Origin of the sequence: Actinoplanes sichuanensis, from assembly GCF_033097365.1 — a bacterium.
In the GTDB taxonomy this organism is placed as follows: domain Bacteria; phylum Actinomycetota; class Actinomycetes; order Mycobacteriales; family Micromonosporaceae; genus Actinoplanes; species Actinoplanes sichuanensis.
On sequence record NZ_AP028461.1, the window covers coordinates 10700701 to 10726114 of the forward strand.

At 71.1% G+C, this 25414-nt stretch carries 28 protein-coding genes; 19 read left to right on the forward strand and 9 right to left on the reverse strand.

The window, feature by feature from the left end; all coding sequences use genetic code 11:
• Position 1: 1 nt before the first annotated feature.
• Positions 2–634, reverse strand: coding sequence for a 2-phospho-L-lactate guanylyltransferase (cofC, locus tag Q0Z83_RS49235; RefSeq protein WP_317797339.1), 633 nt, complete (start codon positions 632–634; stop codon positions 2–4).
• A 165-nt stretch (positions 635–799) separates the two neighbouring features.
• On the opposite strand from cofC, the gene Q0Z83_RS49240 reads away from it, so the two are divergent.
• The 4 genes from Q0Z83_RS49240 to Q0Z83_RS49255 are packed head-to-tail and all read left to right on the forward strand — an operon-like array spanning position 800 to position 3970.
• The gene (locus Q0Z83_RS49240; RefSeq protein ID WP_317790479.1) at positions 800–1525 is read left to right on the forward strand and encodes a lysophospholipid acyltransferase family protein; all 726 of its coding nucleotides are present in this window, start codon (positions 800–802) and stop codon (positions 1523–1525) included.
• Positions 1522–2514, forward strand: a complete 993-nt coding sequence (locus tag Q0Z83_RS49245; protein ID WP_317790480.1) for an NAD(P)H-dependent glycerol-3-phosphate dehydrogenase — start codon at positions 1522–1524, stop codon at positions 2512–2514. Before Q0Z83_RS49240 ends, Q0Z83_RS49245 begins: the two co-directional genes overlap by 4 nt.
• Positions 2511–3614 (forward strand): cystathionine gamma-lyase, encoded by a 1104-nt coding sequence (locus tag Q0Z83_RS49250; protein ID WP_317790481.1) that lies wholly within the window; start codon positions 2511–2513, stop codon positions 3612–3614. The genes Q0Z83_RS49245 and Q0Z83_RS49250 overlap by 4 nt, the downstream gene beginning before the upstream one ends.
• Positions 3611–3970: a hypothetical protein gene (locus Q0Z83_RS49255; RefSeq protein ID WP_317790482.1), complete on the forward strand. Its 360-nt coding sequence runs from the start codon at positions 3611–3613 to the stop codon at positions 3968–3970. The genes Q0Z83_RS49250 and Q0Z83_RS49255 overlap by 4 nt, the downstream gene beginning before the upstream one ends.
• Before the next feature lie 49 nt (positions 3971–4019).
• Here the strand turns inward: Q0Z83_RS49255 and Q0Z83_RS49260 are convergent, their stop codons facing one another.
• Positions 4020–4463 (reverse strand): hypothetical protein, encoded by a 444-nt coding sequence (locus Q0Z83_RS49260; protein ID WP_317790483.1) that lies wholly within the window; start codon positions 4461–4463, stop codon positions 4020–4022.
• Positions 4464–4577: 114 nt separating this feature from the next.
• Here Q0Z83_RS49260 and Q0Z83_RS49265 point away from each other — a divergent pair, with 114 nt between their 5' ends.
• Complete coding sequence (locus tag Q0Z83_RS49265; RefSeq protein WP_317790484.1) at positions 4578–5672, forward strand: D-alanine--D-alanine ligase family protein; 1095 nt, start codon at positions 4578–4580, stop codon at positions 5670–5672.
• 8 nt (positions 5673–5680) lie between these two features.
• Here Q0Z83_RS49265 and Q0Z83_RS49270 read toward each other — a convergent pair whose 3' ends face one another.
• Both Q0Z83_RS49270 and Q0Z83_RS49275 read right to left on the reverse strand, forming a co-directional pair.
• Positions 5681–6307, reverse strand: coding sequence for a DUF3515 domain-containing protein (locus Q0Z83_RS49270; protein ID WP_317790485.1), 627 nt, complete (start codon positions 6305–6307; stop codon positions 5681–5683).
• Positions 6308–6309: 2 nt separating this feature from the next.
• Complete coding sequence (locus tag Q0Z83_RS49275; protein WP_014447186.1) at positions 6310–6543, reverse strand: Lrp/AsnC ligand binding domain-containing protein; 234 nt, start codon at positions 6541–6543, stop codon at positions 6310–6312.
• A gap of 98 nt (positions 6544–6641) precedes the next feature.
• Between Q0Z83_RS49275 and Q0Z83_RS49280 the strand changes: the two genes are divergently transcribed.
• Positions 6642–7580, forward strand: coding sequence for a thiamine-phosphate kinase (locus Q0Z83_RS49280; protein WP_317790486.1), 939 nt, complete (start codon positions 6642–6644; stop codon positions 7578–7580).
• A 53-nt stretch (positions 7581–7633) separates the two neighbouring features.
• Positions 7634–8101, forward strand: a complete 468-nt coding sequence (locus tag Q0Z83_RS49285) for a GNAT family N-acetyltransferase (protein WP_317790487.1) — start codon at positions 7634–7636, stop codon at positions 8099–8101.
• Positions 8102–8520: 419 nt separating this feature from the next.
• Here the strand turns inward: Q0Z83_RS49285 and rpmB are convergent, their stop codons facing one another.
• A complete protein-coding gene (gene rpmB, locus Q0Z83_RS49290; protein ID WP_026207002.1) occupies positions 8521–8712 on the reverse strand; it encodes a 50S ribosomal protein L28 in 192 nt (63 codons plus the stop codon).
• Positions 8713–8869: 157 nt separating this feature from the next.
• On the opposite strand from rpmB, the gene Q0Z83_RS49295 reads away from it, so the two are divergent.
• From Q0Z83_RS49295 to Q0Z83_RS49305, 3 genes are read left to right on the forward strand one after another with little or no spacing between them, the layout of a single operon-like run.
• Complete coding sequence (locus Q0Z83_RS49295; protein ID WP_317790488.1) at positions 8870–11188, forward strand: DAK2 domain-containing protein; 2319 nt, start codon at positions 8870–8872, stop codon at positions 11186–11188.
• Positions 11185–13359 carry an ATP-dependent DNA helicase RecG gene (gene recG, locus Q0Z83_RS49300; RefSeq protein ID WP_317790489.1) on the forward strand — a complete coding sequence of 725 codons (2175 nt, stop codon included), beginning with the start codon at positions 11185–11187 and terminating at the stop codon, positions 13357–13359. Before Q0Z83_RS49295 ends, recG begins: the two co-directional genes overlap by 4 nt.
• Positions 13356–13679, forward strand: a complete 324-nt coding sequence (locus tag Q0Z83_RS49305) for a DUF952 domain-containing protein (protein ID WP_317790490.1) — start codon at positions 13356–13358, stop codon at positions 13677–13679. The genes recG and Q0Z83_RS49305 overlap by 4 nt, the downstream gene beginning before the upstream one ends.
• On the opposite strand, the gene Q0Z83_RS49310 is transcribed toward Q0Z83_RS49305, so the two are convergent.
• Both Q0Z83_RS49310 and Q0Z83_RS49315 read right to left on the reverse strand, forming a co-directional pair.
• Positions 13669–14970 carry a hypothetical protein gene (locus Q0Z83_RS49310; protein WP_317790491.1) on the reverse strand — a complete coding sequence of 434 codons (1302 nt, stop codon included), beginning with the start codon at positions 14968–14970 and terminating at the stop codon, positions 13669–13671. The genes Q0Z83_RS49305 and Q0Z83_RS49310 overlap by 11 nt on opposite strands.
• A 96-nt stretch (positions 14971–15066) precedes the next feature.
• Complete coding sequence (locus Q0Z83_RS49315) at positions 15067–16008, reverse strand: LPXTG cell wall anchor domain-containing protein (protein ID WP_317790492.1); 942 nt, start codon at positions 16006–16008, stop codon at positions 15067–15069.
• Between the two features lie 311 nt (positions 16009–16319).
• On the opposite strand from Q0Z83_RS49315, the gene rsmD reads away from it, so the two are divergent.
• From rsmD to mutM, 9 genes are all read left to right on the forward strand, one after another.
• Positions 16320–16883: a 16S rRNA (guanine(966)-N(2))-methyltransferase RsmD gene (gene rsmD / locus Q0Z83_RS49320; RefSeq protein WP_317790493.1), complete on the forward strand. Its 564-nt coding sequence runs from the start codon at positions 16320–16322 to the stop codon at positions 16881–16883.
• The gene (gene coaD / locus Q0Z83_RS49325; protein ID WP_317790494.1) at positions 16880–17359 is read left to right on the forward strand and encodes a pantetheine-phosphate adenylyltransferase; all 480 of its coding nucleotides are present in this window, start codon (positions 16880–16882) and stop codon (positions 17357–17359) included. Before rsmD ends, coaD begins: the two co-directional genes overlap by 4 nt.
• A gap of 65 nt (positions 17360–17424) precedes the next feature.
• On the forward strand, positions 17425–17922 hold the full coding sequence (locus Q0Z83_RS49330) for a hypothetical protein (protein WP_317790495.1): 498 nt from the start codon (positions 17425–17427) through the stop codon (positions 17920–17922).
• 73 nt (positions 17923–17995) lie between these two features.
• Complete coding sequence (locus Q0Z83_RS49335) at positions 17996–18559, forward strand: YceD family protein (protein WP_317790496.1); 564 nt, start codon at positions 17996–17998, stop codon at positions 18557–18559.
• Positions 18560–18564: 5 nt separating this feature from the next.
• Complete coding sequence (rpmF, locus tag Q0Z83_RS49340; RefSeq protein ID WP_106316358.1) at positions 18565–18738, forward strand: 50S ribosomal protein L32; 174 nt, start codon at positions 18565–18567, stop codon at positions 18736–18738.
• 36 nt (positions 18739–18774) lie between these two features.
• On the forward strand, positions 18775–19737 hold the full coding sequence (locus Q0Z83_RS49345) for a phosphate acyltransferase PlsX (RefSeq protein WP_317797340.1): 963 nt from the start codon (positions 18775–18777) through the stop codon (positions 19735–19737).
• Positions 19734–20459: a ribonuclease III gene (rnc, locus tag Q0Z83_RS49350; protein WP_317790497.1), complete on the forward strand. Its 726-nt coding sequence runs from the start codon at positions 19734–19736 to the stop codon at positions 20457–20459. The genes Q0Z83_RS49345 and rnc overlap by 4 nt, the downstream gene beginning before the upstream one ends.
• On the forward strand, positions 20456–21619 hold the full coding sequence (locus tag Q0Z83_RS49355) for a mannosyltransferase family protein (RefSeq protein ID WP_317790498.1): 1164 nt from the start codon (positions 20456–20458) through the stop codon (positions 21617–21619). The genes rnc and Q0Z83_RS49355 overlap by 4 nt, the downstream gene beginning before the upstream one ends.
• Positions 21620–21630: 11 nt before the next feature.
• Positions 21631–22479 (forward strand): bifunctional DNA-formamidopyrimidine glycosylase/DNA-(apurinic or apyrimidinic site) lyase, encoded by an 849-nt coding sequence (gene mutM, locus Q0Z83_RS49360; RefSeq protein ID WP_317790499.1) that lies wholly within the window; start codon positions 21631–21633, stop codon positions 22477–22479.
• A gap of 150 nt (positions 22480–22629) precedes the next feature.
• On the opposite strand, the gene Q0Z83_RS49365 is transcribed toward mutM, so the two are convergent.
• Both Q0Z83_RS49365 and Q0Z83_RS49370 read right to left on the reverse strand, forming a co-directional pair.
• Positions 22630–23184, reverse strand: coding sequence for a spherulation-specific family 4 protein (locus Q0Z83_RS49365; RefSeq protein WP_317790500.1), 555 nt, complete (start codon positions 23182–23184; stop codon positions 22630–22632).
• Positions 23181–24950 carry a hypothetical protein gene (locus Q0Z83_RS49370; RefSeq protein WP_317790501.1) on the reverse strand — a complete coding sequence of 590 codons (1770 nt, stop codon included), beginning with the start codon at positions 24948–24950 and terminating at the stop codon, positions 23181–23183. The genes Q0Z83_RS49365 and Q0Z83_RS49370 overlap by 4 nt, the downstream gene beginning before the upstream one ends.
• Between the last annotated feature and the right edge of the window lie 464 nt (positions 24951–25414).

A 25414-nucleotide genomic window follows, 5' to 3' on the forward strand; every position in this document is an offset into this window, starting at 1 on the left:
CCTACGCCGCCGGCGCACATGCCGTCACCCGACCCAGCTCCCGGAGGAGTCCGCAGGTCCTTCCGCCCGCGCCCAACCGGAGCACCGCATCCAGATCGGCCGCCGTGTCCACGTCCTGCCGCAGGCCCGGCCAGTGGCCACGCAGCAGTGCCGCCCCCGACTCGGCGTGCGCCGCCGCCGACGGCCCGCCGAACCGCGGAAGCAGCGGCCGCCGCGCCGGGGCGGCCAGCAGCACCGTCCCGATGCCCGCCGCATCGGGCACGAACGCCCGCCCGGACGCTCCGCTCAGCGCCTCGTCCAGTTGCTCGGGACGCAGGGCGGGCAGGTCACCGGCGAGCACCGCCCGGTGCGCCGACAGCCCGACCGCCTCGTCCGCACCGAACCGCATCGCCGCGTTCAGCCCGCCGCCCGGATCGGCCACCACCCGAGCGCCCAGCTCCCGGACCGCCGCGCCGACCTCCGGGTCGTCGGTGACCACCAGCAGCTCGGCCACCGAGGCGGCGGACAGCACCGCGGCCGCGGTGTCGCGGACCATGGCCAGAGCCAACTCCGGATGACGGTCGGCCGGCACGGCGCCACGCAGCCGTGTCTTCGCCGCTCCGAGCCGCTTGACCGGGATCACCGCCGTCCACATCTGCACCCGACCATCCTGCCCGAATGATCCGGACCGGTGCGGCCCGCACACACGTGATTCGAAAGACCCCTACCTGGTCCGGCGGGGCGTGAGCGGGCATGATTTCGTCGCAGGTGAACGAGGGGAGGCGGCGTGGACGTCGCCGTTCGAGGGACGGGGGACGCCGTGGCACAGCTCAGGCTCGGCTTCTGGCAGCGTGTCGCGGTGATGCTGGTGATCCCGGTCATGACGGCCCTGACGAGCAAGACGTGGCTGCGGCAGGACCGCGTTCCGGCCACCGGCCCGGTCATCCTCGTGCCCAACCACGTGTCGCACTTCGACCCGCTGGTCGTCGCGCACTACATCTTCCGGTCCGGGCGGTGGCCCCGGTTCCTCGGCAAGTCCAGTGTCTGGAAGGTCCCGATCATCGGGTTCCTGCTCACCAAGACCCGGCAGATCCCGGTCGAGCGGGGCAGTGTGGAGGCCGTGAAGTCGCTGGACACGCTGGTCGACGCACTGAGGGAGGGCGGCGCCGTGGTGATCTACCCGGAGGGCACCACCACCCGGCATCCCGACCTGTGGCCGATGCGCGGCAAGACCGGCGCGGCCCGGCTCGCGCTGCTGACCGGGGCCCCCGTGGTGCCGATCGCCAACTGGGGCCCGCAGGCGATCTTCGACCCGCGGACCAACAAGCTGAAGCTGCGCCGCTCACCCGTCACCGTCACGACCGGTGAGCCGGTCGACCTGAGCCGGTGGGCCGGCCTCGAACCGACCCGGGCGGTGCTGGACGAGATGACCGAGAAGATCATGCTGGACGTCCGGGACCTGCTCGGCGAGATCCGCGACGGCGAACCGCCGGCGCTCTACGACCGGCCCGCACGTCGGGCCACTACCGCGGAGGAAGCGCCATGAAGGCCGCCGTCATCGGATCCGGATCCTGGGGCACGGCGTTCGCCAAGGTGCTCGGTGACGCCGGATCGTCGGTGACCATGTGGGCCCGGCGGGAAGCCGTGGCCACCGAGATCCGGGAGCGGCACGGCAACGAGGGCTCGCTGCCCGGCGTCCGGCTCGCCGAGACCGTCACCGCCACGACCGACCTGGCCGAGGCGGTCGGCGCGGCCGAGGTGATCGCCATCGCGGTGCCGTCGCAGACACTGCGCGGCAACCTCGCCGACTGGGCCGGGCTGTTCCCCGCCGATTCCACGGTCGTCTCCCTGATGAAGGGCATCGAGCTCGGCACCCTCAAGCGGATGAGCGAGGTGATCGTCGAGACGGCCGGGGTCGCCCCGGACCGGGTGGTGGTCGTCTCCGGTCCGAACGTGGCACCGGAGATCGCCGCGGGTCAGCCCACCACGACCGTCGTCGCCTGCTCCGACGAGGACCGGGCCAAGCAGGTCCAGCACGCCCTCGCCACGCCGTACTTCCGGCCGTACACCAGTGACGACGTGATCGGCTGCGAGCTCGGCGGCGCCTGCAAGAACGTGATCGCGCTGGCGTACGGCATGGCGGTTTCGCTCGGTCTCGGTGACAACACCCGCGCCTCGCTGATCACCCGCGGTCTCGCCGAGACCGCCCGCCTCGGGGTGGCGCTCGGCGCCGACCCGTTGACCTTCGCCGGCCTGGCCGGCCTCGGCGACCTGGTCGCCTCCTGCTCGTCGCCGCTGGCCCGCAACCGCAAGTTCGGTGAGCACCTGGGCCGCGGCGAATCCCTGGAACAGGCGCAGATCGCCACCCGGCAGACCGCCGAGGGCGTCAAGAGCTGCCTGTCCATCCGCGACCTGGCCCGGGCGAACGGCGTCGAGATGCCGATCGTCGAGCAGGTGGAGCGTGTGTGCCACGAAGGAGTGGACCCGCGCGTCGCGGTCAAGTTGCTGATGACACGGGAGATGAAACCCGAGTGAGTGTGTTCTCTGACGGCACCCGTGCCGTCCACGCCGGCCTGCCCGCACCGGAGGTCGGCGAGCCGTTCCTGCCCGGACCGGTGTTCGCCGCGCCCTACCACCTCGACCCGGTCACCGGGCCGGGGGCGAACGGTTACGCCCGGACCGAGCACCCGACCCGGCAGGCGCTGGAGTCGGCGATCGGCGCCCTGGAGGGCGGGCCGACGCTGGTCTTCTCCAGCGGCCAGGCCGCGATTACCGCGCTTCTCCTCGCCGTTCTGCGCACGGGTGACACCGTGGCGATCCCGTCGGACGGCTATTTCACGGTACGGGCGTTCGCCGACGGTTTCCTGCGGGATCTCGGTGTCCGCTCCGTGGCGGTGCCGACGGCCGGGCCGTACCCCGACCTCACCGGTGTGCGGCTGGTGCTCCTGGAGACGCCGGCCAACCCGGGCCTGGACGTCTGCGACATTCGTGCCCTGTCCGCCGCGGCGCACCGGGCCGGTGCGCTGGTGGCCGTCGACAACACGACCGCGACACCGCTCGGCCAGAACCCGCTGGCGCTGGGAGCGGACCTGGTCGTGGCCTCCGGGACCAAGGCGCTCACCGGCCACTCCGACGTCCTCCTCGGCTACGTGTCGGCGACCGACCCCGAGTTGCTGACCCGGGTGGAGAACTGGCGTAAGCAGACCGGCGCCGTGCCCGGCGCGTTCGACGCGTGGCTGGCCCACCGGTCGATCGCCACGCTCGACCTGCGGCTGGCCCGGCAGACCGCGAACGCGGCGGCCGTCGCCGAGCTGCTGCTGTCCCGCGACGACGTGACCGGGGTGCGCTGGCCGGGTCTGCCGTCCGACCCGTCGTACCCGATCGCGTCGGCGCAGATGCGACGCATCCCCGGAGTGGTGTCGTTCGATCTCGGCTCGGCCGAGCGGGTCGCCGGGTTCCTGTCGGCGGCGCAGCTCGTGTTCGCGGCCACGTCGTTCGGTGGCGTGCACACCACGGCCGACCGGCGGGCGCAGTGGGGTGACGACACCCCACCCGGGTTCGTGCGGTTCTCCTGCGGCATCGAGGACACCGCCGACCTGCTCGCCGACATCACCTCGGCCCTCGACGCCGCATGACGGCGTGGAGCAGTTTCAGCGGTGACGAGGTGGCCGCCCTCACCCAGGGGTCGAGCTTCTTCGCCGAACCGGGGGAGCGGGACTGCCCGGCCTGCGGGCAGCGGCGGCTGCGCGCCTACTTCACGGCGCCGGAGAACGCCAAACGGCCGACCCTGGTCAGCTATGTCTGGTGCGGGGCCTGCGACAAGTTCGTGGGCACCCGCGCCCGGCACCCGGCGGGACTGATCTTCTCCGACCCGCTGGCCGCGCTGCCCACCGCCGAGCGGCGCGACCTGGAACGCAGCCTGACCGGCTTCCTGGCCCACCTGGACGCCTTGTGGGACGCCGGCGCCCTGCCCCAGACGTTCACCGCCTAGCTCAAGACCGGCTGTTTCTCGGCCGGGCCTTTCTCGGCGGGCTTCTTTCTCAGCCGTGGGTGGCCACGAAGTCGTGCAGCCAGTCCGGGGCGATCTCGCCGCCCGGCGCCGTGCGGCGCAGCGCCTCACCCGGACGGATACCGAGCAGGGCCAGCGTCATCGTGGCCAGCAGCGTCGAACGCCCGTTGTCGGCGGCCGCCTGGGTCACCACGAAACGCCCGGCGCGAACCTCACGGGCGAGACGGATGGCCAGGGCGACCACCTGGTTCGCCTCCTGCTGCATCTCCTTCGCCGTGGACGCCGTCTCCGGGAACGGGACCACCTCGATGCCGGCGGTGTCGGCGTCGGGCGCTGCCGACGACACCAGCACGTGCACCCCGGCCCGCGCGAGCGCGACCAACTCCTGCGTCGACCACGGCTCGTCCGCCGGATGGGCCATCGTCGCCAGCTGACCCGGACCCGGGCCGGCGATCACGTGGAGTGCTGGAGCCATGAACGCTTCGTCCTCCTGCCTTGCGGAACGGCTGCCATCGCGAAACGGCGAATTCGGCCTACGCAGAGTAGGGTCAGGCCCGGCACGGCCGCTAGCTGGAAGGTGCATGGAGAAGTGACGTCCCACCGTAGGACCCGGGTCGCGATCGTTTTCGGCGGCCGCAGCACTGAGCACGCCATTTCCTGCGTCAGCGCGGGTGCGATCCTCAGTGCTCTGGACCCCGATCAGTACGAGGTGGTCCCGGTCGGAATCACCCGCGAGGGGCGTTGGGTCCTCGCTTCGGGTGACGCGTCACAGCTCGCCATCAGCGGCCGGCGACTGCCGGAGATCACCGACGAGTCGGGCAGCGCCGTCGTGCTCTCCACCGACCCGACGTCGACCGATCTGATCGTGCGCGAGCCCGCCGACGGGGTGTCCGAGTTGGCCGGTGTGGACGTGGTGTTCCCGGTGCTGCACGGGGCGTACGGCGAGGACGGCACCATCCAGGGCATGCTGGAGATGGCCGGGATCCCGTACGTGGGTGCCAACGTGTTCGCGTCGGCGGCGGCCATGGACAAGGAGTTCACCAAGAAGCTCGCGGTCGCCGAGGGCATCCCGGTCGGGCCGTACGCGGTGTTGCGGGCCGGGGTCTCGCTGTCCGAGGCCGACAAGGAGCGGCTGGGCCTGCCGGTCTTCGTGAAGCCGTCGCGGGCCGGGTCGTCACTGGGCATCACCAAGGTCACCGACTGGGCCGACCTGGACGCCGCCGTCGCCGAGGCCCGCCGGATCGACCCGAAGGTGCTGGTCGAGGCGGCGATCGTGGGCCGGGAGATCGAGTGCGGGGTGCTCGAGGGCGAGGCCGGTGGCGCGCCCGACGCGTCGGTGCTGTCGGAGATCCACATCGACGACGTCGAGTGGTACGACTTCGAGACGAAATACCTGGTGGGCGGCCGCTACACGGTGCCCGCGGACCTGCCCCACGACCTGACCAGGCAGATTCAGGACTACTCGGTGCGTACCTTCGTCGCGCTGGACTGCGCCGGCCTGGCCCGGGTCGACTTCTTCGTGACCGAGGCCGGTGAGATCTTCCTCAACGAGATCAACACCATGCCGGGCATGACGCCGAACTCGATGTTCCCCCGGATGTGGACGGCCACCGGTCTCGAATACCCGAAGGTCGTGGACCGGCTGATCCGGACGGCGCTGCGCCGCGGCACCGGCCTGCACTGATCCGCCCGTTACTCGCAGCCGCTCGGCATGGTGCCGGCCGCCTTCGACTTGACCGTCTTGACCAGGGTGTCGGAGAACTCGTTGGCCCACTGCGCCGGATTCTCGTAGTACGACGGCACGGTCACCCGCACCGGCACCTCCCGGTCCATCGTGGTGATCGTGGCCGCCTCGGCGCCGGGTGCGGCGTACCAACAGACGTTGTTCATGATCAGTAGCTCGGTGTCCATGGCGACGCAGCCGGGAGTGGTGTCCTCCGGGGTGGTGCACATGATCGGCTGCGGCACCCCGCAGGCGACCGTGACCGCCGGTTCGCCGTAGGCCGCGTTCTGCTCCGGGCCGGCGCTCACCGGCCGGCCCTGCAGGTCACGGATCTTCGCCGGCAGCTGGGAGGTCACCGCGAGGCAGGCCCGTGCGGTCTGCTCGTCGAGCTGCGGCGCGTCCATCGCCACCGGCGCGGACGGAATCGGGTTCGCCGCCTTTTCGGTTTTGTCCGGATTGTCCGGCATGATGGTGAAGAACGCGACCACACCGACGATCAGGGTCACCGGAACCGCCACCACCGTCGCCCACAGGGCGGCGGCCTTCTTGGCAGGGTCCTTCTCCGGCGCCTTCTTCGGCGTGTCCACATCCACCATAGTCAGAGGTTTACCACGGAGCAGGTGAGTGTCCGCGTGATGCCCGGTACGTACTGGACCTTGCTCACAATCAGGCCCCCCAGTTCGTCGACCGTGTGCGCCTCGGTCAGCACGACCACGTCGTACGGCCCGGTGACCGCGTCGACCCGGACCACCCCCGGTATCTTCTCGATCGCGGCGGCCACGTCACGGGCCTTACCGACCTCAGTTTGAATGAGGATGTATGCCTGGACCACGATCGACTCCAATCCGCCACTTCGTCGGTGATCCCCGGTCGTGAAACTACCGTACGAAGTGACCCGGCAGCGGGACGCCACCATCGAAGGACTTAGACGTGAGCATCGCAGAGGCCGGTGAATTCGGGCTGATCGGCCGAATCGTTCCCCGGCTCGGCACCGGAGAAACCACTCTGATCGGCCCCGGCGACGACGCCGCCGTGGTCCGGGCACCCGACGGGCGGGTGGTCGCCTCCACCGACGTGCTCGTCGAAGGGCGCCACTTCCGCCGCGACTGGTGCGGCGCCGCCGACGTCGGCCACCGGGCCGCCGCCGCCAACCTCGCCGACATCGCCGCCATGGGCGCCGTCCCCACCTCCCTGCTCGTGGCCCTCTGCGTGCCCACCGGGCTCGACGTCACCTGGGCCGAGGGGCTCGCCGACGGCCTCACCGCCGAAGCCGCCCTCACCGGCGCCACGGTCGTCGGCGGCGACACCTCGTCCAGCCCCACCCTCACCATCGCGGTCACCGCACTCGGCGACCTGCGCGGCGCCGCGCCGGTCCGGCGCGACGGCGCCAGACCCGGCGACATCCTCGCTCTGGCCGGCCGGATCGGTCACGCGGCGGCCGGACTCACCGTTCTCTCCCGCGGATTCCGTACGCCCAAACTGCTCGTCGAGGCGTATCGCCGGCCGGCCGTCCCGTACGAGGCCGGACCCGAGGCCGCACGACTCGGCGCCACCTCGATGATCGACGTGTCGGACGGGCTGCTTCAGGACCTCGGGCACATCACCGCCGCCAGCGGGGTCGCCATCGACGTGCGCCGGGACGCGTTCGACCTGCCCGACCAGATGCGTGACGCGGCCAAGGCGCTGGGCGTCGACCCGTACCAGTGGATCCTGGCCGGCGGTGACGACCACCCGCTCGCGGCGACGTTCCCACCGGGCGTCGCCCTGCCGCCGCACTGGCGCCCGATCGGAACCGTCCACGACGGCGAGGGCGTGACCGTGGACCGGAAACCCTGGACCGGCGGCCTGGGCTGGGATCACTTCCGCTAGCGCCGGTCCGGTCTCCCTGGCTGCCGCGATCGTTCGATGGCTAGTCTTGCGACGTGCAGGACATCAAGATCATCACCGCCGACTTCGATGACCCGGCGGTGCAGACCCTCATCGCCGAGAACCTTCGCGACCTGGCCGAACGCTATGGCGGCAGCGGGGACGACAGCCCCATCTCGGGCGCCGACTTCACCCCGCCCGCCGGCGCGTTCCTGGTCGCCGTACTCGACGACCAGCTGATCGGAAGCGCGGGCTGGCGTCGGCGCGGCGACGACGCCGAACTCAAGCGGATGTTCACCACACAGGCCGCCCGGGGCCGCGGCGTGGCCCGCCGGTTGCTCACCCGTATCGAGGAGTCCGCCCGAGAGGCCGGCTGCCGACGGGTCATCCTGGAGACCGGAGACCGCCAGCCGGAGGCGATCGCCCTCTACGAGTCGGCCGGTTACACCCGAATCGCCGACTTCGGCTACTACAAGGACTATCCCGACGTCCTCTCCTACGCCAAGCCCCTCCAGCCCGTTTGATCCACGGCGATGCCCGGGTCCGCGCCGGGTGGCGGCGTGTCCCTGTTCGGGCCCGCTCATTCGGCCGCTGTGCGGTCCGGACCACGCCGTGGGGTCCGCGACCCTGACCGGCTCGGTAGGCGCACACAAGACCTTCGCCGTGCGTCGCCGCCTTTCGTGGGGCTTCGTGCGTTGCCGCCTTTCGTGGGGCTTCGTGCGTTGCCGCCTTTCGTGGGGTACCGTGCGCTTCCGTCTTTGCGGGCGCCGTGCCGTGCCGTCTTCGCGGGACGTCGTGCGCTGCGGTTTTCGCGGGCGCTGTGCGCTGCGGTCTTCGCGGTGCGTCGTGCGCCCTCGCCTTTGCGGGGGAGCCGTCGGAAGCAAAGTAGCCGCCGGCCCCGAAGGGCTCAGCGGCTACCTGGAACGGTCTTCTCGGCCTCGGATCAGGCGCGGACGACCTTGCCGGCCTTGATGCACGAGGTGCAGACCTTGAGCTTCTTGGTGGTCCCGCCACCGGCCGGAGTGCGCACCGACTGGATGTTCGGGTTCCAGCGGCGGTTGGTCCGCCGGTGCGAGTGGGACACGTTGTGGCCGAAGCCCGGTCCCTTGCCACAGACGTCGCACACGCTAGCCACGGGATACTCCTGGGTGTGATTCGAAACTGAAGGCGCCTGGGGACACAGTCGCCCAGGCAACCCGGCGAGCTTACCCGATTCGCTGGGGCGACAGCCAATCGCCCCCGGTCAGGGTGCGTGCCCGGCGTTTGTCGGGGGTGGTTAGTACGATTTTCGCGTGCTGGAGACCCTCGATGCCGACGCGGTACGCCGCTGGTGCGATGGCGGGTTGGCGGCGCTCCGGGCCCATCAGGGTGAGATCGACGCCCTGAACGTCTACCCGGTTCCCGACGGTGACACCGGCACCAACCTCGTCCTCACCCTGACCGCCGCCCACGAGGCGCTGGAGCCCGCGGGGAGCCACGGGCCGCAGCCGGACGGGGGCGAGGGGGAGAGCCCGGCCTGGCTGATGCGGAGGATGGCGCGGGGCGCTCTGCTCGGGGCCCGCGGCAACTCGGGTGTGATCGTCTCGCAGATCCTGCGGGGGATGGCCGACACCTTCGCCGCCGGGGCCACGGTCCGTGGCGGCGAGTTGGCCCGAGCGCTGCGAACGGCTACCGACGCTGCCTACGCGGCGGTGGCCCGGCCGGTCGAGGGCACTGTGCTCTCGGTCGTGGCGGCGGCTGCCGAGGCCGCCGGCCGGCTCAGGTCCGACAACCTGGTCGCCGTCGCCAGAGAGGCCGCCCGGGCGGCCGCCGAGGCCCTCGCACGGACACCGCAGCAACTCCCGATCCTCGCCCGGGCCGGTGTCGTCGACGCCGGCGGCCGAGGCCTCTGCCTGCTCCTGGACGCCTTGGTGGAAGCGATCGACACGACAGCCGCCGCCACCGATACGAAGGCCGCCACCGATACGAAGGCCGCCACCGATACGAAGGCCGCCACCGCCACCGATACGAAGGCCGTCACCGGAAAAGCCACCTACGCCGACGATACGAAAGCCGCCGATGCCGCCGCTGCGGCAGCCGCAAATGCCGGTGCCGCCGGAAGTGCAGGTGCCGCCGCGAAAGCCGGCGCCGCTGCAGGTGCCGCCGCCGATGTCGGCTGGCGCATTGATGGCGAAGGGCAGCCGCGACAGCCCGGCGCAGTAGGCGATAAATCGGAAATATCCGAACATGAAGGTGTGATGAGCGGCACTGATCGGGCCGCGGTGGCGCACGGGTCGCCCGACTCGGCAGGGGACGACTTGGACGGGGACGACTCAGACGTGACAGGCGATTCCGTCCGGCCCGAGACGACCCTCGAGTTCTCCAGCGACGCCCTGGATTCGGGCGGCGGTTCCGCCAGGTCTGAGGTGGCTTTTGGCGGTGACCTGGGTGCGGGAGGCGGTTCGGACCGGTCTGAGGTGGCTTTCGGGGACGGGCCGGGAGGCGGTTCGGGTCGATCTGAAGTGGCTATCGGCGGTGACGCGGGTGCGGGCCGGTCTGGGGCGGCGTTCGGGAGCGGCCCGGGAGGCGCTCCTGGCCCGTCTGGGGCGGCGTTCGGGAACGGGCCAGGCGGCGTTTCCGGCCGGTCTGGGGCGGAGGGCCCGGGAGGGGTCGGTGGCGCTGTCCGGGCCGCCGGAGACGGTGTGGGCATCGGCACCGACGGGGAAGTGGGGTGCTCGGGGCACGGGTTCGAGGTTCAGTATCTGCTGGACGCCACCGAGGAGGCCGTCGAGCGACTGCGCGTGACCCTGGACCGGCTGGGGGACTCGCTCGTCGTGGTGGGTACCGGGGACGGGGATCCGCCGACCTGGAATGTGCACGTTCATGTCACCGAGGTCGGTCCGGCGATCGAGGCGGGAATCGCGGCGGGTCGACCGTACCGGATAAATGTCACTCTCCTTGAGGACCGACGGACCGGAAGTGATCAGCGGGGCGCCGTGGTCGTCGCCGCCGGCGACGGGCTGACGGCGCTGTTCGAGGCGGAGGGTGCCGTCGTCGTGGACCGCAATCCGTCGACGGCGGAGATGCTGGCGGCCGTGTACGAGACCGGCGCCCGTTCGGTGGTGCTGCTGCCGAACGACACGAACACGCACGCGGTCGCGGTGTCGGCGGCCCGCGAGGCGGAGACCACGGGGGTACGGGTGAGCGTCGTCCCCACCCGATCGCCGGTGCAGGCGCTGGCCGCCCTGGCCGTGCGGGACGTGCAGCGGCCGTTCGCCGACGACGTGATCGCGATGGCCGAGGCGGCCGGAGCGTGCCGGTACGGCGAGGTGTGCACCGCGCAGCGGGACGCGTTCACGGTGGCCGGTCAGTGCCGCGCCGGTGACCTGCTGGGCCTGGTCGACGGCGAGGTGCACGTGATCGGTCGGGACGTCGCCGAGGTGAGCCGCCGCCTGCTGGACCGGATGCTCGGCGGTGGCGGCGAGCTGGTGACCCTGGTGCTCGGCGCGGACGCGCCACCCGGATTCGAGGACGTTCTGAAGGGGCACGTACACCGCGCGTGGCCGTTCAGTGAGGTGCAGTGCTACGCGGGCGGCCAGCCCCGTTACCACCTGTTGGCAGGAGTCGAATGACCACGACCGACACCCCGTTGACCAAGGTGCTGGGGGCGAAGACCGCCAAGGCGCTGGAGGATCACCTGGAGCTGCGTACGGCGGGTGATCTGATCTATCACTTCCCACGGCGCTACGACCAGCGCGGCGAGCACACCGATCTGCGCAGTCTCCAGGTGGACGAGCAGGTCACGGTGTTGGCGCAGGTGCAGGGGATGAGCGTGAAGCCGATGCGGCAGCGCCGCGGCAACATGCTCGAGGTGACCATCGGTGACGGTTCGGGCGCGACGCTGACGTGCACCTTCTTCAATCAGGCGTGGCGGGAGCGGGAGCTGCGCAAGGGCGTGTGGGGGCTGTTCGCCGGCAAGGTGACCGAGTTCCGTGGCAAGCGGCAGCTCAACGGCCCGGCCTATCAGCTACTCAGCGCGGACGCCTCGAAGGACGACGCGGCCGCCGAGATCGAGGAGTTCGCGGGTGCGCTGATCCCGGTCTATCCGGCGGCGCAGGCGGTGCCGACGTGGGTGATCGCGAAGTGTGTGCGGACGCTGTTGGACACGTTCGAGCCGCCTGACGATCCGATGCCGGCCGAGATCCGGGCGACCCGGAACCTGGTCGGGATCGGGACGGCGTTGCGGGAGATCCACCGGCCGAGCTCCGAGCCGTCGTTGTACTCGGCGAAGCACCGGCTGAAGTGGGATGAGGCGTTCGCCGTACAGCTGACGCTCGTGCAACGGCGAGCGAAAGCGGCCGCGGCGCCCGGCACCGCCCGGCCCCGCGCGGACGCCGGGTTGCTCGTGAAGTTCGACGCCGGTCTGCCGTATGAGCTGACCGAGGGACAGCGGGACGTGGGCGAGGAGATCGCCGCGGACCTGGCCCGGCCGCATCCGATGCACAGGCTGTTGCAGGGTGAGGTGGGTTCCGGCAAGACCCTCGTCTCGGTACGGGCGATGTTGCAGGTGGTCGACGCGGGCGGGCAGGCCGCGCTGCTGGCCCCGACCGAGGTCCTGGCCACCCAGCACTTCCGCGGCATCTCGGCCCAACTGGGCGCGCTGGGCCGGGCCGGTGAGCTGGACGGTGATCCGGAGGGCACGCAGCTCACCCTGGTCACCGGCTCGCTGGGGGCGGCGGCCCGGCGTGCGGCGCTGGCCAAGGTCGCCGACGGGACCGCCGGCATCGTGGTGGGCACGCACGCGCTGTTGTACGAGGGGGTCGACTTCAAGGATCTCGGCCTGGTGGTGGTGGACGAGCAGCACCGGTTCGGGGTGGAGCAGCGGGACGCGCTGCGGGCGAAGGCGGCCAAGCCTCCGCACGTGCTGGTGATGACGGCCACCCCGATCCCGCGGACGGTGGCGATGACCGTCTACGGCGACCTGGAGACCTCGGTGCTGTCGCAGCTGCCCCGGGGCCGTTCGCCGATCGCCTCGCACGTCATCCCGGCTCTGGAGAAACCGGCCTATCTGGACCGCGCCTGGGTGCGGATCAAGGAGGAGGTGCGGGCCGGCCATCAGGCGTACGTGGTGTGCCCGCGGATCGGTGAGGACGAGGAGACCCCGCCGAAGGACGACGAGCCGTCCCGCCGCCCGCCGCTCGCGGTGACCGAGGTGCTGCCGCTGCTGCGCGACGAGTATCTGAAGGGCCTGCGGATCGCGATGCTGCACGGCAAGATGCCGCCCGACGAGAAGGACACGGTGATGCGCTCGTTCGCCGCCGGTGACCTGGACGTGCTGGTGGCGACCACGGTGATCGAGGTGGGCGTGGACGTTCCGAATTCCACGGTGATGCTGATCCTGGACGCCGACCGGTTCGGGGTGTCGCAGTTGCACCAGCTGCGTGGCCGGGTGGGCCGGGGTTCGGCGCCGGGTGTCTGCCTGCTGCACACCGAGGCGGTCGAGGGTTCGGCGGCCCGGGAGCGGCTGGACGCGGTGGCCTCGACCACCGACGGTTTCAAGCTGTCCGAAATCGACCTGGAGCAGCGGCGGGAGGGTGACGTGCTGGGCGCGTCGCAGTCCGGCAAGCACTCGCATCTGCGGCTGCTGTCGCTGCTCCGCGACGAGAAGCTGATCAAGGAGGCCCGGGCCGAGGCGTCCGCGCTGATCGGCGACGACCCCGACCTGACCCGTCACCCGGCGCTGGCGGCCTCGGTCGCCGCGCTGGTCGACGAGGACCGCGCCGAGTACCTGGAGAAGGGTTGATCTTCCATCTGTGCCCACGTGCCGCGTGGGCTGAAATCGAGGCGGCCGGCTTTCTGGAGCAGACGCCGTTCATCCACTGCTCCCCGGCGGACTGGGTGCACGTGGTGGCGAACCGGATCTTCCCGGGCCGTGACGACCTGGTCCTGCTGGAGATCGCCCCCGACGGGATCGAGGTGGTCTGGGAGGACGGCGATCCGCCGGAGCCGGACGGGCGGCAGTTCCCGCACGTCTACGGCCGAATGCCGGCGGGCGCGGTGGTAGCCGTTCACGACTACCGACCGCGCCCGGACGGGACTTTCGAGGTGTTTATCAGGCGGTGAAGTTCACCTTGCGGCGGCGAGCCAGGATGAACAGCACGGCGCCCGCGACGAGCAGCAGGAACGCGCCACCCGCGACACCGGCGGCGGCCGAGCCGGTCAGCGGCAGCGAGCCGTCCTCGTCGTCGCCGGCGACCGGGGTGGTCGCGACCGGGCTGGTGCTGGTGCTGGTGGAGACGGTCTCCGACGGGGTCGCCGAGGGGGTCTCGGACGGGGTCTGCGACGGCGTCGCCGACGGGCTGCTCTCGGTGGAGCAGTTCTCCGGCTCGGTCCAGGCGACCTCACCGTTCAGGACGTCCAGGCCGTTGGAGACGGTGACCTTGAGGCCCTCGACACCCTTGAAGAAGACGACCTTGGTGTCGCCCGGCTGAGCGGTGATGGTCTGCGCCGCACCCTTGTTCGGGGTGAAGGTGGCGGTGACGACCGCGCCGTTCTGCGGGTTCTTGACGGTGAAGGTGAGTCCGTCGCAGTCGCTGGTCACGGTGCCCTCAGGCTTGCCGACCTCAGGGGTCTTGCAGTCCTCCGGCTTGGTCCAGCCGCCCTTGAAGAGCTCGGTGCCGCGCGAGGTCACCCGGATGTTCTTCGCGTCGGCGGCGGGCACGGTGACGCTGACCGGCTCGGCGCGGACCGCGAGGGTCTCGGTCTTGCTGAAGCCGTTGTCGGCGGTGATCACGAACGGGGCGCTGGAGGTGCTCCGGTTGATCAGCTTCAGGGTGACGTTGCCGTCGCAGTCGGAGAGGGCCTCGACCACGGGCGCGGCCACACAGGTGCCGGAGCCGCCGTTGTACCAGGCGCTCTGCGGGTTGCCGGGAACGGCCTTGGAGCGCGAGCCCTCACCGTTCTGGCTGCCGACCTTGCGGTCGTTGTAGCGGTCGCTCTTGTCGGTGAGCGGGTTGATGATGTAGTCGCCGAAGACGAAGTCGACCTGAGTGAAGCACTCCGGGACCTCGACCTTGAACTCGAGCTTGCTGCGGGTCAGCTTGGACGCGCCGGTCGGGGCGGTCAGCTTGTCCGTGGACGACTCGAGGACGTACTGCGGGACTGAGAACTTCGCCGACGGGGCGGTGTAGGAGACCAGCGAGAACGCCTGCTCCTGGCCCGCGCAGAGCGGCCCGTTGGTGATCTCGATGCTGGCGGTGCCGGCGGGACCGTTGAAGGTGTGCTGGTACTTGGCTTCGGCGGCGGTGACACAGTCGGCGCCGGTAGCGCTCGCGGGGGAGGAGAACCCGGCGAGCCCGGTCAGGCCGACCAGCGCGGCGGCGGCGACTGCCGCCACGCGGTGGAACTTCTTCATTCGCGCTCCATATGAGGGGAAATGGGCGGGGGCGCGCCGAATCAGATTCGACGCGCCCCCGGTTGTTGCTGTTGTTCAGATACTGAGGTGCTGCTGTCAGGCGGTGAACTTCACCTTGCGACGGCGGGCGACGAAGAACAGGGCACCACCGATGGCCAGCAGGCCGGCGGCACCGGCAGCGACGCCACCAGCGGCGGCACCGGTGACGGGCAGGCCGCCACCCTCACCGTCGTCGCAGCCCTCGGCCGGCTCCTGCCACGGGACGTCGTAGGTGGCGGTGAAGACCGTGCCCTTGTACTCGACGGTGTAGGTCACCTTGACCCGGAAGCCGGCAGAGGCGCTGAACTTCTCCGAGCCCTCCTTGCCGGGGGCCACGGTCAGGGTGCGCTTCTCGCCCTTGCTGGTCTCGTAGTCGATCTTGACCGGGGTCGAGTTCTTGGTGTTGTCGACGCCGAGGGAGATCGTGTCGCAGGTCTCCTCGAGGGTCGGCTCGGCCGGGACGTCACCGAGGGTCGGCGGCGTGCTCGGCTCCTCCGACGGGGTGCTCGGCTCGGTCGACGGCGGCGTGCTGGGCTCCTGCGAGGGCGGGGTGTCCTTCTTCTTGCACTCGTTCGGGAACGTGACGCTGGCCTCGCCGGTGCGGCCGTCCTCGTAGTTCGGGTTGGCCCACTTGGCGGCGACCTTGAGCGACGCGCTCTCGGCGTCGCCGTCGACCAGCTGGATGGCGGTGATCGCCTGGCCGGCCGGGATCGGCTCGCCGTCGACGACGAGCTTCGGGTTGCTCAGCGTGGTGCCGGCCGGGGTCAGGTCGACCTTGGTGAACTGCGCGGTCTGGTTGGGGGACTCGCCGTCACCGATGGCGTTGACCGTCCACTCGACGACCCACTTGCCCTTGGACTGGTCGCAGTCGGACTTGACCGTCACAGTGCTGTGGTGGGCGAAGGCCGGGGTGGCGAACACCGCGACGCCGGCCAGGCCGATCAGCGACCCGGCGGCGAGGGCGGACACCCGGCGGAGCGGGGACTTGGACACGTTCACGCCATCTCCTGTGTAGGGGGTAGTTAAGGAGCGCGCGAGAAGACCGCAGCAGTCGCTGATGGATTGAGCGAACCTGCGACGACGCCTCCCCGCGTCATCGGCGGGGACGATAGAACGCCACCGCAACGTCGCCCGACGATAGTCATTTCCCGAGATCAAAGAAACGTCTCAGCGTCCGCTAATGCTGTTGTTGCAGATTCGAGATCTTCGTTGTACCGAACGGAACCGTACCGTCGCCCGCAGTGCCCGCGTGGAGGGAAAAGTTCACGCCACGATGGCCCTTCGGGGCTGGTGAAGTAGCGTCCCTTGTGATGACGAGGATTATCGCGGGCGCACACGGCGGTCGGCGGCTGTCGGCGCCGCCGGGCGCGCACACCAGGCCCACATCGGACCGGGTTCGGGAGGCCTTTTTCAGTACGCTGACCACCATGACCGATTTGTCGGACACGCGGTTCGCCGACCTGTACGCCGGGTCCGGCGCGATAGGACTCGAGGCGCTCTCCCGGGGTGCCACGCACGCGCTCCTGGTCGAGTCGGACGGCAAGGCGGCCCGGGCGATTCGTGACAACATCGTCGCCCTCCGTGTCGGCTCGGCGGCCAAACTGGTCACCGGCAAGGTCCTCCAGGCGCTCGGCGATCCACCGTCCGGCGGGCCGTACGACGTGGTGTTCGCCGACCCGCCGTACGCGCTGGGTGACGACGAGATCACCACCGTGCAGCAGGAGTTGGTGGCCAACGGATGGCTGGCGGCGGACGCTGTGGTGATTTTCGAGCGATCCACCCGCGGCGAGCCGCTGAGCTGGGTGGACGGTCTGGCCGGCGACCGTACCCGGCGTTATGGCGAGACCACTCTTTGGTACGGTCGCCGATCATGAGACGAGCGGTGTGTCCAGGCTCCTTCGACCCGGTCACCAACGGGCATCTCGACATCATCGGACGGGCCAGCCGGCTCTTCGACGAGGTCATCATCGGTGTCCTCATCAACCAGTCGAAGACCGGGCTGTTCACCATCGAGGAGCGTCTGGAGATGCTCCGCGAGGCGACGGCGGAGTACGGCAACGTGCGGGTCGCGTCCTTCCACGGCCTGCTGGTCGACTTCTGCCGGGCGCAGGGTGCCGCGGTGGTGGTCAAGGGCCTGCGCGCGGTCAGCGACTTCGACTACGAGTTGCAGATGGCGCAGATGAACATCGGGCTCTCCGGTGTGGAGACACTTTTCATGCCGACCAACCCGCTCTACTCGTTCCTGTCGTCCAGCCTGGTCAAGGACGTGGTCAAGTGGGGTGGCGACGCCTCGTCGTACCTCCCGGACAATGTGCTGGCTCGCCTGGTGGGCCGGTTGAAGCAGAATTAGCCGCCGGGGCAGTAACGTGATCGCACCACGCAGGGTGGCGGTTCGACGACGGGAGTGAGGCACCGGTGGATCCGCTCGACCGTATCGACGAGCTCATCGAGCTCGTCCAGGACGCGCGCTCCGTGCCGATGTCGCGGACGAACTTCATGTTCGACCGCGGCGAGATGATCGAGCGGCTCGAGGAGCTGCGCGCCGAGCTGCCCTCGGAGCTGCGCAAGGCGGCCGCGGTCCTGGACGAGCGGGACCGGATCGTCGACGCCGGCCGGCGCGAGGCCGACCGGATCGTCAGCGAGGGTGAGAGCGAGCACTCCCGCCTGGTCTCGGTGAACGAGATCACGGTCTCGGCCGAGCACGAGGGCGCCCGGATCATCGCCGAGGCACGGACCGAGGCGCAGCGGCTGCGTGAGGAGGTCGACGACTACGTCGACACCGCGCTGGCCAACTTCGAGCAGTTCCTGACCAGGGCGCTGGCGTCGATCGAGCGGGGGCGTGACAAGATGCACGCGCTGCGCGAGATCGGTACTTTCCAGGGCGAGGACGCGGAGCGGCCACTCCCCTTTTAAAGAGCCCGATTCGACGACGTACAGCAAGCTCAGGTAATGTTTTCGGTCGGCCTACCATGGCTGAGGAATCACGATGCCCAAGTCACCACAGAGCCACCTGGACCCCAGGCAACCGCTGGTCGTCGACACGACGAAACTGCCGCGGCAGCCTGGTGCGACGCGTGCCCTGAATCGGGTGGTGCCGGCCCCGGCGGACCTCGGTCTGGAGATGATCTCGGTCCCGGAGGGCTCCGACCTCACGCTCGACATGAGCATGACGTCGGTCTCCGAGGGGGTCTACATCAGTGGCACCGCCACGGGCTCGCTCACCGGCGAGTGCGGGCGTTGCCTCAACGAGATCGACAAGTCGTTCGAGGTCTCGATCGCGGAGCTGTACGCCTATGCGGACAGCACCACCGAGGAGACCACAGACGAGGACGAGGTCGGCCGGATGCAGGGCGACCTGCTGGACCTGGAGCCGGCGATTCGGGACGCGATCGTCCTGATGCTGCCGACCAATCCGCTCTGCCGCCCGGACTGCCCAGGGTTGTGCCCCGACTGCGGGGTGCACTTCGACGATCTGCCGGCTGACCACAGCCACGAGGAGATCGACGCCCGCTGGGCCGCTTTGCGCAACCTGTCAAACAACAAGGAGTAGGAACCGTGGCCGTCCCCAAGCGCAAGATGTCGCGCAGCAACACCCGCTCGCGCCGGGCGAACTGGAAGGCGACCGCGGTGGTTACCGCGGCCTGCTCCCAGTGCAAGTCGCCGAAGCTGCCGCACGCCGCCTGCCCGGTCTGCGGCACCTACAACGGCCGCCAGGTCCTCGAGGTCTGACGTCGCCGCGTGACGCGCCCGATCATCGGGCGGGTCGTGCCCGAGCGGTGGCGAGCCACCGGTGCCACGGCTCCTGGACAGCGCACTGTCGGGGAGCCGGGCACCGCGCGGATCGCCGTCGACCTCCTCGGCGGGGACCAGGCTCCCGCCGTCGTGGTTGACGGCGCTCTGCGTGCTTGCAAGGCAGACCCGGCCCTTCAGCTGACACTCGTCGGCCCGGCCGATGCCGCCGACGCGGTTCTGGCCGCCCTGAAACCGGGCGACCGCCGCCGGATCACCACTGTCGCCGCCCCGACCGATGCCGTCGGTGCCGCGATTCACACCGTCGCCGAGGGGCGGGCCGATGCCCTGGTCTCCGCCGGCGACACCCGGGCCACGGTTCTCTCCGCCGCCCGTGAGCTGGGCCGCTGGCCCGGAATCCGCCGCCCTGCCCTGACCGCCGTGCTGCCGACCGCGGCCGGCCGTCTCGTCCTGCTCGACGTCGGCTCCTCGGTCGATCCGGACGAGGAGACCCTCGCGTGGCACGCGCGCCTCGGTGCGGCGTACGCCTCGGTCGTCTTGAGAATGCCCGCGCCCCGCGTCGGGCTCCTCACCATCGGCACCGAGCCCGGCAAGGGTGACCGCCTGCGCCGTGCCCTGCCCGCCCAGCTCGTCGACCTGCCGCTGCCCGGCGGCGCCCGCTACGCCGGCCTGGTCGAGGGCGGCGACATCGTCCTGGGCCGCGCCGCCGACGTCGTGGTGACCGACGGTTTCACCGGAAATGTCCTACTCAAAGGACTGGAGACGGCGTACGCCCTGTCCGGCCCACCCTCCCGGAACACCGATCCGCTGGCCCGGGCAGCGCTGCTGCTCGGGGTCACCGGCACGGTCGTCGTCTGCCATGGCGCGGCCACCGGCCCGGATCTCGCCGCGGGCATCGCGCTCGCGGCCGACCTGCACCGCCGCAACTCGGTCGCGGCGATCGCCGATCTTCTGAGCGCTCAGCGAGGTATCGAATGATTGACAAGCGTCGTCGCCCCTCCACTGAACCGCTGGAGGAGGCGTTCGGTGTCCCTTTCAAGCCGGAACTGCTGGAACGCGCGCTGACCCACCGCTCGTACGCGTACGAGAACGGTGGCCTGCCGACCAACGAGCGCCTGGAGTTCCTCGGCGACTCGGTCCTCGGTGTGGTGATCACGTCCGCGCTGTTCCACAACCACCCGGACCTGCCCGAGGGCCAGCTCGCCAAGCTGCGGGCCAGCGTGGTCAACATGCACGCGCTGGCCGACGTGGCCCGCGGGCTCGGCCCGGAGGGGCTCGGCCCGCACCTGCTGCTCGGCAAGGGCGAGGAGACCACCGGCGGCCGGGACAAGGCCAGCATCCTGGCCGACACCCTGGAGGCCCTGCTCGGCGCGATCTACCTGGAGCACGGGCTGGAGATCGCCGGCGAGGTGATCCACCGGCTGTTCGACCCGCTGATGGCCGAGTCGGCCGGTCGGGGCGCCGCGCTGGACTGGAAGACCAGCCTCCAGGAGCTGACTGCGGCGCTCGGTCTGGGCGTGCCGGACTACGAGATCGAGGACTCCGGCCCGGACCACGCGAAGACGTTCACCGCCTGGGTCGTGGTGGCCGGTGAGCGGTACGGCGGCTCCGAGGGCCGCAGCAAGAAGCAAGCCGAGCAGCGGGCCGCCGCGGCCGCCTGGCGCACCTTGACGGAGCAGTCCGAGAAGACCGAATCGTGACCGCCGTCGTGGAGAGACCCACGAAGGAGGACCTCTGGGACCGAGCCGGCGAGCTGCGCGGCATCGGCACCGCGGTCGGCATCCTGGCGCTGACCCGGATCGGTCAACTGATCATGATCTGGTGGCTGAACGGGGGCGTCGCCGAGCCCCGCTCGCTTTGGGAACGACTGCTGATCTGGGACGCCGGCTGGTTCCTGCGGGTCGCCATGGACGGCTACCCGGAGGGCTACACCTACAGCGCCACCGGCCAGCTCGAAGGCAACGAGCTCGCGTTCTTCCCGGTCTACCCGATGCTGATCCGGGCCGGTGCCGCGATCGGCGTCGACCCGAGCGCGGCCGCCCTCACCGTGGCCTGGCTCGCCTCGGTCTGCGCCGCGATCGCCCTGCACCTGCTCGGCTCGTCGCTCTACGGCAAGCGGGCCGGCTGGGCCCTGGTCGCCATCTGCTGCTCGGCCCCGGCCTCCGTGGTGCTGTCCATGGCGTACTCGGAGAGTCTCTACATCGCCCTGGTCGCCGGCATGTTCGTCGCCGCGCACCGTCGGGTCTGGTGGGCGGCCGGGCTTCTCGGCCTGTTCACCGCGCTGAGCCGGCCGACCGGTGCCGCCGCCGCGCTCGCTCTCGCGGTGGCCGCGCTGCTCGCCCTGAAAAGCGACGACCAGCCGAAATGGAAGCCGCTGACCGCGGCCGCGATCGCGCTCGCGGGGGTGCCGGCCTACCTGGGCTGGGTCGCCTACCGGGTGGGCGACCTGACCGCCTGGTTCAAGATCCAGACGGCCGGCTGGGGTACCTCGTTCGACTACGGTTCCAGCACCGCGCAGTTCCTCTGGACCACGCTGCGGACCGGAGACGGCTGGATCCCGATGAGTGTCGCGCTGATCCTGCTCGTGGCACTGGCCGCGGCCGGGGTGGCGCTGGCCCAGAAACCGTGGCTGCCGCTGGCCGTCTACGGCGTGGTCGCGATGATCCTCGTCTACGGGCAGGCCGGGTTCTACCACTCCAAGCCGCGGCTGCTGCTGCCCGTACTGTTGACGCTGCTGCCCGCCGTAGTGGCGGCCGCCCGCGCCCGCCCCCGGGTCGCGGTCCTGTCGATCACCGCGTGGGCGCTGTTCGGTCTCTGGTACGGCGCCTACCTGGTCACCGTCTGGCCGTACACCTTGTAAAGGACGTTGAAGTGCCCGAACTTCCCGAGGTCGAGACCGTCCGCATGGGCCTGGCGAAGTGGGTGACCGGCCGCACCATCGCCACCGCCGAGGTGCTGCACCCGCGCGCGATCCGGCGGCACCTGCCCGGCGACGCCCATTTCGCGGCGGTGCTCGCCGGGCGTACCGTGCTGGACGTCTCCCGCCGCGGCAAGTACCTGTGGCTGCCGCTCGACTCCGGTGACGCGATCATCGGCCACCTCGGCATGTCCGGCCAGCTGTTGATGCAGCCGGCCGACGCCGAGGACGAGAAACACCTGCGGATCCGGTTCACCTTCACCGACGGCGGCCCGCAGCTGCGGTTCGTCGACCAGCGCACGTTCGGCGGCCTGTCGGTCTCCGAGGGCGGCGCCGAACTCCCCGACGAGATCTCGCACATCGCCCGCGACCCGATGGACCCGCTCTTCGACGACGCGGCCTTCAACGCCCGGATGCGTGGCCGGCACACCGAGGTCAAACGGGCCCTGCTCGACCAGACCCTGATCTCCGGGGTCGGCAACATCTACGCCGACGAGGCCCTCTGGCGGGCCAAGCTGCACGGCACACGGCCCACCGACCAGCTCACCCGCCCGGCCGTGGCCCGGCTCCTCGGCCATGTCCGTGACGTCCTCGGCGAGGCCATCGTCGCCGGTGGCACCAGCTTCGACGAGCTCTACGTCAACGTCAACGGCGAGAGCGGCTACTTCGACAGGTCCCTCAACGCCTACGGCCGCGAGAACGAGCCCTGCCATCGTTGCGGCGCGATCATCCGTCGCGAGCAGTTCATGAATCGGTCCAGCTTCAGCTGCCCCCGCTGCCAACCCAAACCCCGCAAGCCCTGATCCGGTACGCCGTGGGCCGCCCTCGACCGCAGCCCACCCCTCCCGTGGCTACAGCGCGAAGCCCGAAACCACGCCCGGCCTCCAACGCGACCGCCGGGCGTGTGCGCCGGTGACCGGGCTGTCCCGGGCTCGCCGGGACAGCCCTGAGAACTAGCCGGGGGTGCCGGCCGGGGTCTCGCTCACCTGCGGGGCGGCATCGGTGGCCAGTCCGAACCCGGCTCCCCGCCGGCCCATCAGGCGGCGGGCGGCGGTGAGCAGCGGGGCGGGTACCCCGTACACGATGTGGCCGTCGCCGGGTCGTACCCCGTCGCCGTCCCAGCTCTGATACGCCGACCAGGGCCCCTCGAAGGTGCAGATCCGCACACCCAGATCCCGGTACAGCGGATGAGTCGGCACCCCCGGATTGAGTACCACCCGGTGCAGGCCGCGTCGGGCGGCGAGGCGAACGGTCAGCGCAACCGGTCCCACCCCGCCGGAACCGGCCGGCGCCCGGTCGAGGAACAACCCCTCGACCCCGTCGGCGCGCCAGGCGTCGACATCGGCCAGGACGTCGGCCAGGGAACGACTGCCCCAATCGAGGTCGATCCGGCCGAGGGACTGGTGCAGGGTGCGTCGGTCGCCGGGCTGCTCGCGGACGATCCAGGTGTCGGCGTCCAGTTCCAGCTCGGGCGACGGATGGGCGTACGGGGGGAACAGGGTTTTCACGGCGTCCTCCGTAGGTCGGCGGCGGTCAGGGCGACGATGAGCAGTCCGGCCAGATGGGTGGCGGCGAGGACCGCGACGGCCGCGGGCAGCAGCCCGGACGGCGAGGCGAACAGGGCGAGCACCGCGGCGGCCAGCGGCGGGATGGCGGCGAGGGTCGCGGCGATCCCGTGCCGGGTGCGGGCGGCCAGCAGGAAGGTCACCGCGAACACCCCGCCGAGCAGGGTGGCGGCGGCGAGCGCGAGGACCGCGTCACGGGCGCCGGGCACGACCGAGAACCCGTAGGGCAGTCGGTAGGCGGCGACGAGCAACCCGCATCCGGCGGCGAGCGGCGGCAGCAGTCCGGCCAGGGTGATGATGGTGACGTTGCGGACGTGCCTGTCGTACTGCTCGGGCGTGACGGCCGCGTCCAGGCCGGCGTCGATGCGGTCGGTGTGCCAGCCGATCAACCCTTCGAGCAGCGGTACCGCGACGAGCAGCGGCAGCGCGGCGGGCAGTGGCATCACGTCCGGTCCACCGCGCCACAGCAGGATCACCGAGAAGGCCTGGGCGGCCCCGATGACCAGGTAGGCGAAGGCCCGTCGCCGATCCGCGGCGGTGAGCCGAGCCCCGCGTTCGGTGGACGAGGTGAGTCGTGTCCTCCGGCCGGCGGTGCGACGTGCGGCCCGGTCCGCCGGCGACGGGAGCAACGCGGGCTGGAACGCCCGGATCGCGACCGCCACCATCGCCGCGGGCAGCATCGTCTGTACCGGAACGAGGCCCGCTTCGGGAACCCCGGCGGCGTCGGCCATCGCGGCCGCGGCGAGCAGCCAGCACGGTGTGTACCAGCCGGCGACCGCGCTCTCCGCCCTGGTGACGAGCGCGGCGGTCACGGTCGCCAGGGTGACCAGGCCGCCGATGCCGGCGGTGGCGGCGAGCAGCCGGTTCGGCCCGAGGAGGGTGTCCGGTGCGATCCACACGAGCGCGCACCAGAGCCCGATGACCGCCGCGAATCCGGCTCCGACGGTCCGCGCCGCGGCACCCGGTCCACCGCGCCTCGCGACGGTGACTCCCATGCTGGTCAGGGCCTGTGCGGCGGTCCATCCGAGCAGCACCATCACAGCCGGCACCGGCCAGGCGACCCGCCCGAGCGGTTCGGCGGCGGCGATCGCGACGCTCAGTGCGCCGAGATAGACCCCGCAGCGGACGAGGGCGGCGTTCAGATAGGCGCTGCGGGTTCGCCGCGCATGCGACCAGCGGCCGATGTGCCGGCGTCCGGTGCGGTACGACCCACGCCGGCTGCCATCCGTGGTTTCCGCGGCCTGTGGTGACACCTCGGAGTCGTCGAGTTCGCTCAGTTCGAGCCAGAGCCGTTCGACGGCCGCGTCCTCGGCCGCCGGTTCGGTCCAGCCGTCGGCGGAGGTGCCGGTCCAGTCGGTCACCGGGCCGAGCCAGGTGCCGGTGTCGGCGAAGTCGTTCCCGCCGCCCGATCCGGCTCGCCGGTCCGTGCCGGTCCCGCCGTGCGAGGCGGTGGGGAGGGCGGTCAGGCCGGTGTGGTCGGTCCAACTGCTCGGATGGGCCCGGCCGGCATCACCCCAGCCGGTGGGTTCATCGGCCCACCCGACGGGCGCGGCCCGGTCCGCGGCACCGGTGACGCCGACGGCCCCGGCCCAGCTCCCGGTCGCGTCGGCCCACCCGTGGCGATCCGTCCCGGTCCAGCCGCCCGCCGAGCCGTGGTCCGCCCCGGATCGACGGCCGGTCGACGCGTCGTCGGCTCCGGCCCAGCCCACCGCCGGAGTTCTGCCGGTCCCGGCGTCCCAGCCGACGGCCGGCTCCCGGTCGTCGGGCGCGGACCAGAGGATCCGGCGTCCCACCACACCCGAAGCCTCGGGTGGAGCGTCGTCGGGAGCGGCCGGTAGGGCGGGTCGGGTGCTGGTCGCCCAGGGGTTCCAGGCGGGTGCGGGGGATTCGGCATCCTCGGCCGGAGCATCGTCGGGAGCGGCCGGTAGGGCGTGTCGGGTGCTGGTCGCCCAGGGATCCCAGGCCGGTGCCGGGAACTCGACGTCGTCGACCGAAGCGCCGGTGGTCTCCGCCGTGCCGGTGGGGTCCGGCGGGACCGGCTCGTCGGCCGCGTGCCGTCCGCCCCGCCGCCGGGACGGGGCGAGTTCGGGCTGGCCGGGTGCGGCGTGCCGGGGTTCACCGGTGGCGTTCTGCTGTCGCCGACGGTTGCGGTTACGGGCGGTACGTGTGGTGG

What these genes read in the sequence shown, in the direction of transcription:
- cofC (WP_317797339.1), bottom strand. Translation starts at nt 634, where the DNA reads ATGTGGACGGCGGTGATCCCGGTCAAGCGGCTCGGAGCGGCGAAGACA.
- Q0Z83_RS49245 (WP_317790480.1), top strand. Translation starts at nt 1,522, where the DNA reads ATGAAGGCCGCCGTCATCGGATCCGGATCCTGGGGCACGGCGTTCGCC.
- Q0Z83_RS49255 (WP_317790482.1), top strand. Translation starts at nt 3,611, where the DNA reads ATGACGGCGTGGAGCAGTTTCAGCGGTGACGAGGTGGCCGCCCTCACC.
- Q0Z83_RS49260 (WP_317790483.1), bottom strand. Translation starts at nt 4,463, where the DNA reads ATGGCTCCAGCACTCCACGTGATCGCCGGCCCGGGTCCGGGTCAGCTG.
- Q0Z83_RS49270 (WP_317790485.1), bottom strand. Translation starts at nt 6,307, where the DNA reads ATGGTGGATGTGGACACGCCGAAGAAGGCGCCGGAGAAGGACCCTGCC.
- recG (WP_317790489.1), top strand. Translation starts at nt 11,185, where the DNA reads ATGACCACGACCGACACCCCGTTGACCAAGGTGCTGGGGGCGAAGACC.
- Q0Z83_RS49310 (WP_317790491.1), bottom strand. Translation starts at nt 14,970, where the DNA reads ATGAAGAAGTTCCACCGCGTGGCGGCAGTCGCCGCCGCCGCGCTGGTC.
- rsmD (WP_317790493.1), top strand. Translation starts at nt 16,320, where the DNA reads ATGACGAGGATTATCGCGGGCGCACACGGCGGTCGGCGGCTGTCGGCG.
- coaD (WP_317790494.1), top strand. Translation starts at nt 16,880, where the DNA reads ATGAGACGAGCGGTGTGTCCAGGCTCCTTCGACCCGGTCACCAACGGG.
- Q0Z83_RS49335 (WP_317790496.1), top strand. Translation starts at nt 17,996, where the DNA reads ATGCCCAAGTCACCACAGAGCCACCTGGACCCCAGGCAACCGCTGGTC.
- rnc (WP_317790497.1), top strand. Translation starts at nt 19,734, where the DNA reads ATGATTGACAAGCGTCGTCGCCCCTCCACTGAACCGCTGGAGGAGGCG.